Source organism: Pseudomonas sp. GD04091 (assembly GCF_029836165.1).
Lineage (GTDB): Bacteria > Pseudomonadota > Gammaproteobacteria > Pseudomonadales > Pseudomonadaceae > Aquipseudomonas.
This window is the reverse complement of record NZ_JAOEBG010000008.1, coordinates 106,953-121,245: the sequence shown is the minus strand read 5'-3', so window position 1 is coordinate 121,245 and position 14,293 is coordinate 106,953. Positions and strand designations below refer to the sequence as shown.

Here is a 14,293-nt window from a genome sequence, read left to right as displayed (position 1 = left end):
ATTGCTGGGGCTGCTGCGCAGCCCTTTCGCGACACAAAGCCGCTCCTACAAGGGTTCAGTGTTGGGTTTTGGAGGTGTTCTCCGGCTCGCGGATCTTGTACCAGGCCACATACAGCGCCGGCAGGAACAGCAGCGTCAGCAGCGTTGCGCTGATGATGCCGCCGATCATGGCGTAGGCCATCGGCCCCCAGAACACTTCCCGGGCGATCGGGATCATGCCCAGGCTCGCCGCCGCCGCCGTCAGCAGGATCGGTCGGCGCCGGTGGTTGGTCGCCTCCACCACCGCGTCCCAGGGAGCGTAGCCCTGTTCCTCGAACTCGTCGATCTGGGTCACCAGGATCACCGAGTTGCGGATGATGATGCCCGCCAGGGCGAGAATGCCGAGGATCGCCACGAAGCCCATCGGCGTGCCTGTGGGCACCAGCGCCAGCACCACGCCGATCAACCCGAGGGGCGCGACGCTGACCACCAGGAACAGCTTCTGCACGCTGTGCAGCTGGATCATCAGGAAGGTCGCCATGAGGAACAGCATCAGCGGGATGACATCGGCGATCGGCCCCTGGGCCTTGCCGCTCTCCTCGACCGTGCCGCCGGTGGCCACGCCGTAGCCAGGCGGCAGCTTGCTGGCGAACTCATCGATCTTCGGCTTGAGCTGCTCGACCAGGTTGGTCGGCTGGATATCGCCGACCACCGAGGCCTTGATGGTGATGGTCGGCTTGCGGTCGCGGCGCCATACCAGCGGCTGCTCCAGCTCGTAGCGCACGGTGGCGAACGCCAGCAAGGGAATGGAAACCCCGCTGGGGTTGACGATCTGCAGGTTCTGCAAGGTGTCGGGCGAGCCGCGCTCGCTGTCCTCGGCGCGGGCGATGACATCGACCAGGTAGATGTTGTCGTTGACCTGGGTGATCGGCACGCCACTGACGATGCTGTTCATCACGTTGGCCACGTCCTCGGACGACAGGCCCAACTGGCGCGCCTTGTCCTGGGCGATCTCGATGCGCAGCACCTTACCGGGCTCGTTCCAGTCGTACATCATGTCGCCGATGTGCTCGTTGCCATCGAGCACCGAAGCCAGCTCGATGGCATAGCGGCGCACCTGGTCGATGTCCTTGCCGCTCACCCGGTACTGGATCGGCCGCCCCACCGGCGGGCCCATTTCCAGCGACTGGACGTTGCTGCCGATACCGACGAACTCCTCGCGCAGCAGCTTCTGCAGGCGCTCGATCATGCCCTGGCGCTCTTCGAAGCCTTTGCTGACGATCACCAGCTGGGCGTAGTAAGGGTTCTGCAGTTGCTGGTCGAGGGGCAGGTAGAAACGAATCGCGCCCTGGCCGATGTAGGTGCTCCAGCGCACCAGGTCGGGGTCATCCTTGATCTTCGCCTCGAGACGGTCGACCACCTTGCGCGTCTCCTCGATCGAGGCGTTTTGCGGCAGGTCCAGGTCGACGAGGATCTCCGGCCGGTCCGAAGACGGGAAGAACTGGTTCTGCACGAAACGCATGCCCAGCACCGACAACACGAACAGCACGATGGTGCCGATCACCGTTACCCAGCGGTGACGCATGCACCACAGAAGGCCGTGCTCGAACGCCCTGCCGACCCGCCCGGGTTCCGCCTCGTGGGGCTTGAGCTTTTCGCTGCTGAGGATGTGCACGCCGAGCACCGGGGCGAAGAACACCGCCACCACCCAGGACACCAGCAAGGCCACGGCGATCACCGCGAACAAGGTGTAGGTGTACTCGCCCGCGGAACTGGCGTTGAGGCCGATGGGCACGAAGCCGGCGACGGTCACCAGCGTGCCGGTGAGCATGGGGAAGGCCGTCGAGGTGTAGGCGAAGGTCGCCGCCTGTTCCTTGGTCTCGCCCATCTCCAGGCGGGTGACCATCACCTCCACGGTGATCATCGCGTCATCCACCAGCAGGCCCAGCGCGATGATCAGCGCCCCGAGCGAGATCCGCTGCATGGTGATGCCGCTGTACTCCATGAACACGAAGACCATGGCCAGCACCAGCGGGATCGAGCAGGCCACCACCAGCCCCGCCCGGATGCCGAGGCTGACGAAGCTCACCACCAGCACGATCACCACCGCCTCGAACAGCGCGCTGGTGAAGCCGCCGACCGCCTGCTTGACCACCACCGCCTGGTCGGAAACGGTATGCACGCCCACGCCAACCGGCAGCTCGCTGACGATGCTGTCCATCTTCTTTTTCAGGGCCGCGCCGAACACTTCGATGTTGCCGCCGGCCTTCATGCCGATGGCCAGGCCGATCGCGGGCTGGCCGTTGTAGCGGAAGATCGGCGACGGCGGATCGACGTATCCGCGCTCGATGTCGGCGATGTCGGCCAGGCGGAAGAAGCGGTCGTTGATGCGCAGGTTGACCGTTTCCAGGTCCTTCTCCGAGGCGAACTGCCCGGTGGTGCGCACCGAGATGCGCTCGGGTCCGGCCTCGATCACCCCGGCCGGGGTCACGGTGTTCTGTGCTTGCAGGGCTTGCATGACCTGGCCCTGATCGATGCCCAGGGCCGCCAGCTTGCGGGTCGAGAAGTTCAGGTAGAGCACTTCGTCCTGGGTACCGATCAGCTCGACCTTGCCGATGTTGTGCACCTCGCGCACCTCGGCGCGGGCCTGCTCGACATAGTCGCGCAGCTGGCGCAGGTTCAGACCGTCCGAGGTGAACGCATAGATCGAACCGAACACGTCGCCGAACTCGTCGTTGAACGCCGGCCCCTGGATACCTTGCGGAAACTGTCCACGGATGTCCTGGATCTTCTTGCGCACCTGGTACCAGATGTCCGGGATGTCCTTGGCCTTGGTGGTATCGCGCAGGTACACGTAGACCGTGGACTCGCCGGGGCGGGTATAGCTTTTCACGTAGTCGAGCGAATCGAGCTCCTCGAGCTTCTTCTCGATCCGGTCGGTGACCTGGTACAGCGTCTCGTCCTGGGTCGCGCCGGGCCAGCGGGTCTGGATCACCATGGTCTTGATGGTGAAGGAAGGGTCTTCCTCGCGGCCCAGGTTGAAATACGAAAAGACCCCCATCAGCAGGCCGACGAACATCAGGTACCAGACGAACGATTGGTGCTTGAGCGCCCATTCGGACAGGTTGAAGCTTCCTTTCATCGCACATCCTCGTCGAAGGTGACCTTCTGGCCAGGCTTGAGGCTGTTCACCCCGGCGGTGACCACACGCTCGCCGGGCTGCACGCCGGAGGACAGGACGATGCTGTCGGCGCTGCGCTCCATCAGGGTGACGTCACGGGTGGCCACGGTCTTTTGCCGTGGATCGACCACCCAGACCTGGGTCTTGCCGTCCCGTTCGAGCAAGGCGGTGCGCGGCAGCTCGCTGCGTGGCGCCACCGCCGAAGTCAGGGTGACGCTGATGGCGGTGCCCAGGTGGAAGGCATCGGGGGTGCTGGCCAGGGTCAGGCGGGCACGCCGGGTGCGGGTGGTGGCGTCCGCCTGGGGTTCCAGTTCGCGCAGGCTGGCCGTGGTGCTGATGCTCGGGTCGAGCTGCGAGGCGACGGTGAACACGAGGTTGCCGCCCAGCTGCTCGGCCAGATGGATCGGCAGGTCGATCACCGCTTCCTTCACATCCGGACGGGCCAGCGTCACCACCGCCTGGCCAGCGCTGACGGTCTGCCCGGCCTCCGCCTGCCAGGCAGTGACCACGGCGGCGTGATCGCTGCGCAAGGTGCTGTAGTCGAGCTGGTCGCGCGCCTGGTTCACGGCCGAGCGCGCTTGCTCCAGGGATGCCCCGGTGGTCTTCAGGTTGGTCTGGGCGATGTCCAGCTGCGCTTGGGCGCCGACACCCCGGTCGTACAACTGCTGCTGGCGGCGGGCATCGGCCTGGGCGTTGATCCACTGCGCCTGGACCCGCGCCAGGTCGCCCTCGGCGGCGCGCAACTGGTTCTGCTGGTCGGTCGGGTCGAGGGTGGCCAGGGTGTCGCCAGGCCGCACCTGGGCGCCGACATCCAGCCAGCGCCGGGCGATACGGCCGGACACCCGAAAACCCAGGGTGCTCTCGAAACGCGCCTGGATGTTCCCGGCGAAGCGCCCCAGTTGCGCCTGTACCTGCGGCTCCACCAGGGTCGACAGCACCGGGCGCACCGGCTCGGCCTGTTCCGTCTCGCCACCACAGGCCACCAGCAGCAGGCTGGCGCACAGCATCAGTGGCACAGGCTTCATGGCCCGACTCCTCCATTCCTGACATCGACCTTTTCCACCTGGATCCCCGGGTTCAGCAACTGGCCGCCACCGACCACCACCACTTCGCCGGCCTCCAGGCCATCGCTGATCACCACCTTGCCGGTCAGGTAGCGCGCCACCTGGACCTTGCGCAGCTGCGCCTTGTCGCCCTCGCCCACCACCCACACCGCCGGCTCGCTCAAGGCCTTGGTCAAGGCCGACCAGGGCAGCTCCACGCTGGGCTTGCCGCGGGCATTGGCCGAGGCGCTCACCGGCGAGCCCAGCGGCATGCCTGCCGGCACGTCCCGCAGGGCCACCTTGACCTGCACGGTGCCACTTTGCGCCGAGACCGTCGGGGTGATCTCGCGCACGTGGCCGGAGGCGGTGATGCTGGGATTGTCGATCAGGCTGACGGTGACGTTCTTCTCGTCGTTCGGATTTACCAGCAGCGATTCATAGACGTTGAACACCGCGTCGCGGTCGCCATCGACGGCCAGGCTGAAGATCGGCATGGTCGCCTGCACCACCTGCCCGACTTCGGCCTGGCGCGCGGTGATCACCCCGGCGGCTTCGGATACCAGCGCGGTGTAGCTCAGCTGCTCGTTGGCATTGGCCAACTGCGCCTGGGCGGCCTTGAGCGCGCTCTGGCTACTGCGCAGGGCGGCTTCGGCGGAGTCGTATTCGCTCTGGCTGGTGTAGCCCTTGGGCAGCAGCTTCTGCTGGCGCACGAACGCGGCGCTGGTCTGGGTGACCCGGGCCTGCTCGGCGAACACCGCCGCCTTGGCCGAGTCGACATTGTTCTGCAGGTCCTTCGGGTCCAGGCGCGCCAGCACCTGGTTGGCCTTGACGTGGTCGCCCACATCGACACTGCGCGAGACCATCTTGCCGCCCACGCGAAACGACAGGTCGGTCTGCACCCGCGCCTGCACGTCACCGGTCAGGGTGACCCGGGCGGCGAAGTCGGTGGGCTGCACCTGTTGCACCGCAACCCTGGGCAGTACCTGGACGGTTTCTTCCTTGCCACAGCCCGACAGCATCAACAGCAGCCCCAGGCAAACGACCATCGGCGGACGCGCTACCGTCATGCGGGCTCCTTGCTTCAACGAATGGGGATGCGTTGAAAGCGTAGATCAGGGATTGGAAAAGGGTACTGGGAGGGAAACGCCATTGCCTGGGCTGGTCAATAGCGTCAGGGACTATCCGCATTGGGACGCGGTCTGGCTTTGATTCGGTGGGGGAACCTTCGCGGGTGAACCCGCTCCCACAGGGACCTTGATGTACACAGGTCCTGTGGGAGCGGCGGTGCGCCGCTGCGACTTGCCGGCGAATCGGTCAGGCCTGCGCGGTGGCCTGGGACGGACGGCGGACCTGCGGCTGCGAGACGTTCGCCGCGGCGCCTTCCTCGATGGCTTGCTGGATCGCCCGACGGCGGCGCTCTTCGGCCTGACGGCTGAAGTACCAGACCAGGAAGGTCACCAGCGAAACCGACAGCAGGATCAGGCTGGCCACGGCGTTGATCTCTGGTTTCACGCCCAGGCGCACGGCCGAGAACACTTCCATCGGCAGAGTGGTCGACCCTGGACCTGAGACGAAGCTGGCCAGCACCAGATCATCCAGCGACAGGGCGAACGACATCATGCCACCGGCCGCCAGCGACGGCGCGATCATCGGGATGGTGATCAGGAAGAACACCTTCCACGGCTTGGCGCCCAGGTCCATGGCGGCCTCTTCGATGGACAGGTCCAGCTCGCGCAGGCGCGCCGACACCACCACCGCCACATAGGCGGCGCAGAACGTGGTGTGGGCGATCCAGATGGTGACGATGCCACGCTCCTGGGGCCAGCCGATCATCTGTGCCATGGCCACGAACAGCAGCAGCAGCGACAGACCAGTGATCACCTCGGGCATCACCAGCGGCGCGGTGACCAAGCCACCGAACAGCGTGCGGCCCTTGAAGCGGGTGACCCGGGTCAGCACGAAGGCCGCCAGGGTGCCCAGCGCCACGGCGGCGATCGCCGTGTAGCAGGCGATCTCCAGCGAGCGCATCACCGACCCCATAAGCTGGGTGTTGTCGAGCAGGCCGACATACCACTTCACCGACCAGCCGCCCCATACCGTCACCAGCTTGGAGGCGTTGAACGAATAGATCACCAGGATCAGCATCGGCAGGTAGATGAACAGCAAGCCGAGCACCAGCATCAGCTTGGAGAAACTGAAGCGTTTCATGCGCGGCCCTCCATTTCTTTGGCCTGGCTACGGTTGAACAGCAGGATCGGCACGATCAGGATCGCCAGCATCACCACCGCCAGCGCGGACGCCACCGGCCAGTCACGGTTGTTGAAGAACTCCTGCCACAGCACCTTGCCGATCATCAGGGTTTCCGGACCACCGAGCAGTTCAGGAATCACGAACTCACCCACCACCGGGATGAACACCAGCATGCAGCCAGCGATGATGCCGTTCTTCGACAGCGGCACAGTGATCTTCCAGAAGCTGTTGAAGGTGCTCGAACCCAGGTCCGATGCTGCCTCGAGCAGGCTTTCGTCGTGCTTCACCAGGTTGGCGTACAGCGGCAGGATCATGAACGGCAGGTACGAATAGACCACGCCGATATACACCGCCAGGTTGGTGTTGAGGATCTGCAGCGGCTGGTCGATCAGGCCGATCCACATCAGGAAGCTGTTGAGCAGCCCGTTGTTGCTGAGAATGCCCATCCAGGCATACACGCGGATCAGGATCGCGGTCCAGGTCGGCATCATGATCAGCAACAGCAGGACAGTCTGGGTTTCCTTCCTGGCCTTGGAGATGGCGTAGGCCATCGGGTAACCGATCAGCAGGCACAACAGGGTGCTGAAGAAGGCGACCTTGAGCGAACCGAGGTAGGCCGAGAGGTAGAGCTCGTCCTCGGTGAGCAGCCCGTAGTTGGCCAGGTTCAGCACCAGCTGCACCTTGCTTTCGACGTAGGTGTAGATCTCGGTATACGGCGGAATCGCCACGTCGGCTTCGGCGAAGCTGATCTTCAGCACGATGAAGAACGGCAGCATGAAGAACAGGAACAGCCAGATGAACGGCACGCCGATCACCAGGTGCCGCCCCTGCGGGGTGATGCGCTGGAAGGCTCGCTTGAGCTTGCGCAGTTTCATGACCGCAGTACCACGCCGCTGTCGTCTTCCCACCACACGTAGACTTCATCGTCCCAGGTCGGTCGGGTGCCCTGGCGCTCGGCGTTGGCCACGAACGACTGGACGATCTTGCCGCTGGGCAGCTCGACGTAGAACACCGAGTGACCGCCCAGGTAGGCGATGTCGTGCACCTTGCCGCGCGACCAGTTGTGTTCGCAGGTCGGCTGCTCGGTGGTCACCAGCAGCTTCTCGGGGCGCAGGGCGTAGGTGATGTGCTTGTCCTCGACCGAGGTGGTGACACCGTGGCCGACGTAGATCTTGCGCTCCAGTTCCGGGCTGGCAATGATCGCGTGGCCTTCGGCGTCGTCGACCACGTCGCCCTCGAACAGGTTGACGTTGCCGATGAATTCGCAGACCAGGCGGCTGGTCGGGGTCTCGTAGACGTCGATCGGGCTGCCGATCTGGGCAATCCAGCCCAGGTGCATGATGGCGATGCGCTGGGCCATGGTCATGGCCTCTTCCTGGTCGTGGGTCACCATCACGCAGGTCACGCCCACGCGCTCGATGATCTCCACCAGTTCCAGCTGCATCTGCGAGCGCAGTTTCTTGTCCAGCGCGCCCATCGGCTCATCGAGCAGCAGCAGCTTGGGACGCTTGGCCAGCGAGCGGGCCAGGGCCACGCGCTGACGCTGGCCGCCGGAGAGCTGGTGCGGCTTGCGCTTGGCGTACTGGGTCATGTGCACCAGCTTGAGCATCTCGGCCACGCGGGCTTCGATCTCGGCCTTGGGCATCTTGTCCTGCTGCAGGCCGAAGGCGATGTTCTGCGCCACGGTCATGTGCGGGAACAGCGCGTAGGACTGGAACATCATGTTGATCGGCCGCTCGTAGGGCGGCATGTCGGTGATGTCGACGCCGTCGAGGAAGATCCGCCCTTCGGTCGGACGCTCGAAGCCGGCCAGCATGCGCAGCAAGGTCGATTTGCCGGAACCGGAGCCACCCAGCAGGGCGAAGATCTCACCCTTGCGGATTTCCAGGGACACATCGTCCACCGCTACCGTTTCGTCGAATTTTTTTGTGACCCGGTCGATCTTGACCAGCACCTGCTTGGGTTGCTGGCCACCCTCGAGGGCTTTCTTATAGGCACCGGAGGCAACTGCCATGAGTGAAACTCCCAACAAGATTTATGTGCCCGCCGCTGCGCTGGCGGGCCTGGATTGTTACTTGCCCGACTTGACCTTGGTCCAGCTGCGGGTCATCAAACGTTGCACCTTGGGTGGCAACTCGGCGTTGACGAACATCTTGTCCAGCACTTCCTGCGGTGGGTAAACCGCGGCGTCAGTCCTCACGGCCTGGTCCATCAGGTCGCCAGCCTTGGGGTTCGGGTTGGCGTAACCGACGTAATCACTGACCTGGGCGATCACCTCAGGTTTCAGCAAATAGTTGATGAAGGCGTGGGCCTCCTTGACGTTGCTGGCGTCCTTGGGGATCGCCAGCACATCGAACCAGAGGTTGCCGCCTTCCTTGGGGATGGCGTAGGCCAGCTTCACGCCCTTGTTCGCTTCTTCAGCGCGGGCCTTGGCCTGGAAAATGTCGCCGGAGAAGCCGGCTGCCACGCAGATGTCGCCGTTGGCGAGATCGGTGATGTACTTGGAAGAGTGGAAGTAGGTCACGTACGGGCGCACGGCCAGCAGTTTCTCTTCCGCCTTCTGGTAGTCCTTGGGGTTGCTGCTGTTCGGGTCCAGGCCCATGTAGTTGAGCACCGCCGGCAGCATCTCGTCGGCCGAGTCGAGGAAGGCGACGCCGCACTTGCTGAGCTTCTTCATGTTCTCGGGCTCGAACAGCACGGCCCAGGAGTCGATCTTGTCGGTGCCCAGCGCCGCCTTGACCTTCTCGACGTTGTAGCCGATGCCATTGGTGCCCCACAGGTAGGGGACGGCGTACTGGTTGCCCGGATCGTTCTTCTCCAGGCGCGTCATCAGTGCCGGGTCGAGATTGGCATAGTTGGGCAGCAGGTCGCGGTCGAGCTTCTGGAAAGCCCCCGCCTTGATCTGCTTGCCGAGGAAATGGTTGGACGGCACGACCACGTCGTAGCCGGTGCGCCCGGCCAGCAGCTTGCCTTCCAGCGTCTCGTTGCTGTCGAAGACGTCGTACTTGGGCGTGATGCCGGTTTCCTTCTGGAAGTCGGCGAGGGTATTCGGGCCGACATAGTCGGACCAGTTGTAGATATGCACCGTGGGCGCCGCTTGGACGCTGCAAGCCAGCGTCAGACCCGCTCCAGCCATCAAGGCCTTGCGAAAAACAGAAATAGACAAGTGGGTGGTCCTCACAATCAGTGCCTTTGCCGGCGGAAATCTCGGCCGCACACGCAAAACCGGCGCGCAACTTACCTTCACGGCTTCGCTGCCGCAAACTTATTTGCCTCTACTGGCCTCCAGGCCGGGATACCCGGCCCAGAGGGTTTCGCGACGGGCTTACTTGCCCGACTTGATCTTGGTCCAGCTGCGGGTGATGACACGCTGGGCCGCCGCTTCAGGCGCGGCGATCGCATACAGCTGTTTCTTCACGTCGGCAGGCGGATAGATGCTCGGGTCGCTGGTGATGTCCTTGTCCACGAACGCGGTGGCGGCCTTGTTGCCGTTCGGGAAGCGCACGGCGTTGGTGATCTCGGCCATGACTTCAGGCTGCATCAGGAAGTCCATGAACTTGTAGGCGGCTTCCTTGTGCTCGGCATCCTTGGGGATGGCGACCATGTCGTAGAAGGTACCGGCGCCTTCTTTCGGAATGATGTAGTCCAGCTTGACCTTGTCGCCGGCCTCGTGGGCACGGGCCTTGGACTGCTCCAGGTCGCCCGAGTAGCCGACGGCCACGCAGATGTTGCCGTTGGCCAGGTCGCCGATGTACTTGGACGAGTGGAAGTAGGTGATCGATGGGCGGATGCTCAGGAACAGCGCCTCGGCCTTCTTCAGGTCATCCGACTTGGTGGAATTGCTGGGCAGGCCCAGGTAGTGCAGCGCGGCCGGGAGCATTTCGGTCGGCGCATCGAGGAAGCTCACGCCGCAGCTCTTGAGCTTGGCGATGTTCTCGGGCTTGAACACGACATCCCACGAGTCGATCTTGTCCACGCCCAGCGCGGCCTTGACCTTCTCCGGGTTGTAGCCGATGCCGATGGAACCCCACATGTAGGGGAAGGCGTACTTGTTGCCCGGGTCGCTGGCGTCACCGACGGCCTTGAGCAGGTCCTCGTCGAGGTTCTTCCAATTGGGCAGCTTGGAGCGGTCCAGCTCTTCATAGACGCCGGCCTTGATCTGCTTGGCCAGGAAGTTGTTGGACGGGACCACGACGTCGTAACCCGACTTGCCGGCCAGCAACTTGGCCTCGAGGGTTTCGTTGCTGTCGAAGACGTCGTACTTGACCTTGATGCCGGTCTGCTTCTCGAACTTGGCGATGGTGTCCGGCGCGATGTAGTCCGACCAGTTGTAGACGTTCAACACCTTGTCTTCAGCCTGAACAGCGGTGGCCATGGCACCCATCAGGGCGGCGGTCAGCAGCGTCTTGCCCAATTTCTTCATGCGTTATGCTCCAGAATTTATTATCAAGCCATCTGTTCAGCAGCCAGGTCCCACGGGTCACGCGCTGGGCGACTGAAACAGCCGTTAGTCTGGCAAGTTACAAGGCGCTGTTTCAACCGAAGCAGGGCCTTGTAACGACTTAATGTCACCTCGCCAGCCTAGCAGACCGTCATTTGATCGCTTCGTACGTCAAATCCAGGCACTTGCGCGCCTTTTCCACCAGTTCGTCCACCTCTTCGCGGCTGATCACCAGCGGCGGCGCGATGATCATGGTGTCGCCCACGGCACGCATGATCAGGCCGTTCTCGAAGCAATGCGTACGACAGATCATGCCCACGCCCTTGCCCTCGTAACGGCTGCGGGTCGCCTTGTCCTTGACCAGCTCGATCGCGCCGAGCAGGCCCAGGCCGCGCACCTCGCCCACCAGTGGGTGGTCCTGCAGCTCACGCAGACGTTTTTGCAAGTAGGGTGCCACTTCCGTGCGCACCTTCTCGACGATCTGCTCGTCGCGCAGGATGCGCAGGTTTTCCAGGGCCACCGCCGCCGCCACCGGGTGGCCGGAGTAGGTGAAGCCGTGGTTGAAATCGCCGCCTTCGCTGAGTACCTGGGCCACGGTGTCACGCACGATCACACCACCCATGGGGATGTAACCGGAGGTCAGACCCTTGGCGATGGTCATCAGGTCAGGCTTGAGGTCGTAGTAGTCGGAGCCGAACCACTCGCCGGTGCGGCCGAAACCGCAGATCACTTCGTCGGCGACGAACAGGATGTCGTATTTGGCGAGGATCTCCTTGATCTTCGGCCAGTAGGTCTCAGGCGCAATGATCACCCCGCCGGCGCCCTGGATCGGCTCGGCGATGAAGGCGGCGACACTGTCCTCGCCGACTTCGAGAATCTTCTTCTCCAGCTGCTCGGCCGCCCACACGCCGAATTCGTCCGGGGTCATGTCGCCACCCTCGCCGAACCAGTACGGCTGCGGGATATGCACGATGCCCGGGATCGGCAGGCCGCCCTGTTCATGCATGCCGCTCATGCCACCGAGGCTGGCGCCGGCCACGGTGGAGCCGTGGTAGCCGTTGATACGCCCGATGATGGTCTGCTTGTTCGGCTTGCCCTTGAGTGCCCAGTAGTGGCGGACCATGCGCAGCACGGTGTCGTTGCCTTCGGAGCCGGAGCCGGTGAAGAACACATGGGTCATGCCCTTGGGCGCCACGTCGGTGATCGCCTTGGCCAGCTCCAGCGCTGGCGGGTGGGCGGTCTGGAAGAACAGGTTGTAGTACGGCAGCTCGCGCATCTGCTTCTCTGCCGCCTGCACCAGTTCTTCACGGCCATAGCCGACCGCCACGCACCACAGGCCGGCCATGCCGTCGAGGATCTTGTGGCCCTCGCTGTCCCACAAATGCACGCCCTGCGCCTTGGTGATGATGCGCGGCCCCTTCTCCTTCAGCTGCTTGTAGTCACTGAAGGGTGCAAGGTGGTGCTCGCCGCTCAGGGTTTGCCATTCACGGGTTTGCGGGTTGTTGACGCTCATGTGCTTCTCCATTGTCCGGCGGCCGCCGGGCAGGCGGCCTCAGGGTTGATCACACTGCAAACAGCAGGAACTCACGCTCCCAGGAACTGATGACTCGCTTGAAGTTTTCATGCTCGGCGCGCTTGGTGGCGACGTAGCCGGTGATGAATTTCTTGCCCAGGTACTGCACCAGGGCGCGGCTGTTCTCCATGCGCTCCAGGGCGTCCTCGATGGTCAACGGCAGGCGCAGATTGCGGCGCTCGTAGCCACGGCCCTGGACCGGCGCGCTGGCCTCGATGCCCTCGACCATGCCGATGTAGCCGCACAGCAGGCTCGCGGCGATGGCCAGGTAAGGGTTGGCATCGGCGCCTGGCAGGCGGTTCTCGACGCGACGGTTCTGTGGGCCGGCATCCGGCACGCGCAGGCCGACGGTACGGTTCTCCTCACCCCACTCGACGTTCACCGGCGCCGAAGTATCCGGCAGGAAGCGGCGGAACGAGTTGACGTTGGGGGCGAACAGCGGCAGTGCTTCGGGGATGAACTTCTGCAGGCCGCCGATGTGGTTGAGGAACAGCTCGCTCATGCTGCCGTCGGCGTTGGAGAAGATGTTCTTGCCGGTGGCCACGTCGACCACGCTCTGGTGCAGGTGCATGGCGCTGCCCGGCTCGCCGGTCATGGGCTTGGCCATGAAAGTCGCGGCCACATTGTGCTTGAGCGCAGCCTCGCGCATGGTGCGCTTGAACACCAGAATCTGGTCGGCCAGGTGCAGGGCGTCGCCGTGACGGAAGTTGATCTCCATCTGCGCCGTGCCGTCCTCGTGGATCAGCGTGTCGAGGTCCAGCTGCTGCAGCTCGCACCAGTCGTAGACGTCCTCGAACAGCGGGTCGAATTCGTTGGCGGCCTCGATGGAGAACGACTGGCGGCCGGTTTCCGGACGGCCCGAGCGGCCCACCGGCGGTTGCAACGGGAAGTCCGGGTCTTCGCTGCGCTTGGTCAGGTAGAACTCCATCTCCGGCGCGACGATCGGCTGCCAGCCCTTGTCGGCATAGAGCTTGAGGACTTTCTTGAGCACGTTGCGCGGCGACAGCTCGACCGGGTTGCCCTTCTTGTCGTAGGTATCGTGAATCACCTGGGCGGTTGGCTCGATGGCCCATGGCACCAGGAACACGGCTTTCTCGTCGGGCCGGCAGATCATGTCGATGTCGGCCGGGTCGAGCAGCTCGTAATAGATGTCGTCGTCGACGTAGTCGCCGGTCACGGTCTGCAGCAGCACGCTCTCGGGCAGGCGCATGCCCTTTTCGGCGATGAACTTGTTGGTGGGCGAGATCTTGCCGCGGGTGATGCCGGTCAGGTCGCTGATCAGGCATTCCACTTCGGTGATCTTGTGCTCTTTCAACCAATCGGTGAGCTGGTCGAGGTTGTTACTCATAAATACCTCAGGAGGCAATATGGCGCGGTTGACGGGAACCGGCGACCACTGACGCCAGGCGTCGGGCAAAGTCGGCGCGCGCGGCGCCGAGGGGCCTGGACAGGCCCGCGCCTTGATTCTGGATGCTGTGCATGGCTAAAGCAAAAGCCCCCGCGCAGGATGACGGTGGATACACGCCGTGGGAGCGTGTCCGTGGTGATAGCGAAGGGCAGAAAGAAAGGAAGTGTTGCGCTAAAGCGTTACGAGGTATGGCCTTTTCAGGAAAGCCGTCAATTATTGCGGCCAGCGAAGCCCCCTGCGGATGCAGGTGTGCAACGGCCGGAAGGCAACCGGGAGATGTGCCTGAACGCACCGTGCATGCGGTGCTGACAGGTCTCGACAGGCGGACCATGTGACCCTCGTATTATTGTGTTCTGGGTTGTTGCCGAGCTTAGCCTCGTTCATTTTTTTACACAACTCTTCCGTAAAAAATAAAACA

At 63.7% G+C, this 14,293-nt stretch carries 10 protein-coding genes; all 10 read right to left on the bottom strand.

The genetic code is table 11. The annotated features are described in order from the left end of the window. Positions 1-55 precede the first annotated feature (55 nt). The 10 genes from N7422_RS12660 to N7422_RS12615 all read right to left on the bottom strand — a co-directional run bounded on the left by N7422_RS12660 (position 56) and on the right by N7422_RS12615 (position 13,815). On the bottom strand, positions 56-3,121 hold the full coding sequence (locus N7422_RS12660) for an efflux RND transporter permease subunit (protein WP_279806858.1): 3,066 nt from the start codon (positions 3,119-3,121) through the stop codon (positions 56-58). Beyond that, the gene (locus N7422_RS12655; RefSeq protein ID WP_279806857.1) at positions 3,118-4,185 is read right to left on the bottom strand and encodes an efflux RND transporter periplasmic adaptor subunit; all 1,068 of its coding nucleotides are present in this window, start codon (positions 4,183-4,185) and stop codon (positions 3,118-3,120) included. The genes N7422_RS12660 and N7422_RS12655 overlap by 4 nt, the downstream gene beginning before the upstream one ends. Further along, the gene (locus N7422_RS12650; protein ID WP_279806856.1) at positions 4,182-5,270 is read right to left on the bottom strand and encodes an efflux RND transporter periplasmic adaptor subunit; all 1,089 of its coding nucleotides are present in this window, start codon (positions 5,268-5,270) and stop codon (positions 4,182-4,184) included. Before N7422_RS12650 ends, N7422_RS12655 begins: the two co-directional genes overlap by 4 nt. Before the next feature lie 247 nt (positions 5,271-5,517). Beyond that, positions 5,518-6,411, bottom strand: coding sequence for an ABC transporter permease subunit (locus N7422_RS12645; RefSeq protein ID WP_279806855.1), 894 nt, complete (start codon positions 6,409-6,411; stop codon positions 5,518-5,520). Further along, complete coding sequence (locus N7422_RS12640) at positions 6,408-7,328, bottom strand: ABC transporter permease subunit (protein ID WP_279806854.1); 921 nt, start codon at positions 7,326-7,328, stop codon at positions 6,408-6,410. Before N7422_RS12640 ends, N7422_RS12645 begins: the two co-directional genes overlap by 4 nt. After that, positions 7,325-8,467 (bottom strand): polyamine ABC transporter ATP-binding protein, encoded by a 1,143-nt coding sequence (gene potA / locus N7422_RS12635; RefSeq protein ID WP_279806853.1) that lies wholly within the window; start codon positions 8,465-8,467, stop codon positions 7,325-7,327. The genes N7422_RS12640 and potA overlap by 4 nt, the downstream gene beginning before the upstream one ends. 57 nt (positions 8,468-8,524) lie before the next feature. Further along, entirely contained in the window at positions 8,525-9,619 is a 1,095-nt protein-coding gene (locus N7422_RS12630) for a polyamine ABC transporter substrate-binding protein (RefSeq protein WP_279806852.1), read from the bottom strand. 159 nt (positions 9,620-9,778) lie between these two features. After that, positions 9,779-10,876 (bottom strand): polyamine ABC transporter substrate-binding protein, encoded by a 1,098-nt coding sequence (locus N7422_RS12625; protein WP_279806851.1) that lies wholly within the window; start codon positions 10,874-10,876, stop codon positions 9,779-9,781. Between the two features lie 169 nt (positions 10,877-11,045). Further along, positions 11,046-12,407, bottom strand: coding sequence for an aspartate aminotransferase family protein (locus N7422_RS12620; protein WP_279806850.1), 1,362 nt, complete (start codon positions 12,405-12,407; stop codon positions 11,046-11,048). A gap of 49 nt (positions 12,408-12,456) precedes the next feature. After that, on the bottom strand, positions 12,457-13,815 hold the full coding sequence (locus N7422_RS12615) for a glutamine synthetase family protein (RefSeq protein WP_279806849.1): 1,359 nt from the start codon (positions 13,813-13,815) through the stop codon (positions 12,457-12,459). Positions 13,816-14,293 lie beyond the last annotated feature (478 nt).